Here is a 376-nt window from a genome sequence, read left to right as displayed (position 1 = left end):
AGAATCAGTACCAGCTGTAGAGACTGGAATGTTTACTGGTACGAATGGATTGGTAATTGGGTTGTTTTGAGAATAAAGTGACGGGAGGGCTTCGCATGCGGCAGCGCGCACGCGCCTCAACCAATAATAATAAGTTTTAGGATTAATGTCATGATCAGCACACCAGGCAGAGATCGTTTGTCCACTACTGCGACATTCTCGGACAATCTCAGTCCATTTGTTTAATCGATACTGGTTAGTAACTTCCCTGGTATTCAACTCTAAACCTCCCTTTGGAGTTTTTCGATCGAAGTCGAAAAACTCTACAAACTCCAATTAAGGGAATTGTCTCAAAGACTGAGGGAGGTTTCTATACACTAACTTATTAGACGCTTAC

1 protein-coding gene is annotated in these 376 nt (G+C 42.6%); it reads right to left on the bottom strand.

What is annotated here, in order from left to right; all coding sequences use genetic code 11:
- Positions 1–258, bottom strand: a 258-nt coding sequence (gene tnpA / locus FKP33_RS26830; RefSeq protein WP_141336837.1) for an IS66 family insertion sequence element accessory protein TnpA, incomplete at its 3' end; no start/stop codon positions are given.
- Positions 259–376 lie beyond the last annotated feature (118 nt).

Source organism: Paenibacillus sp. tmac-D7 (genome assembly GCF_006519665.1).
GTDB classification, from domain to species: Bacteria; Bacillota; Bacilli; order Paenibacillales; family NBRC-103111; genus Paenibacillus_G; species Paenibacillus_G validus.
The sequence above is the reverse complement of the archived record's forward strand: the minus strand, read 5'-3'. Positions and strand labels throughout refer to the sequence as shown.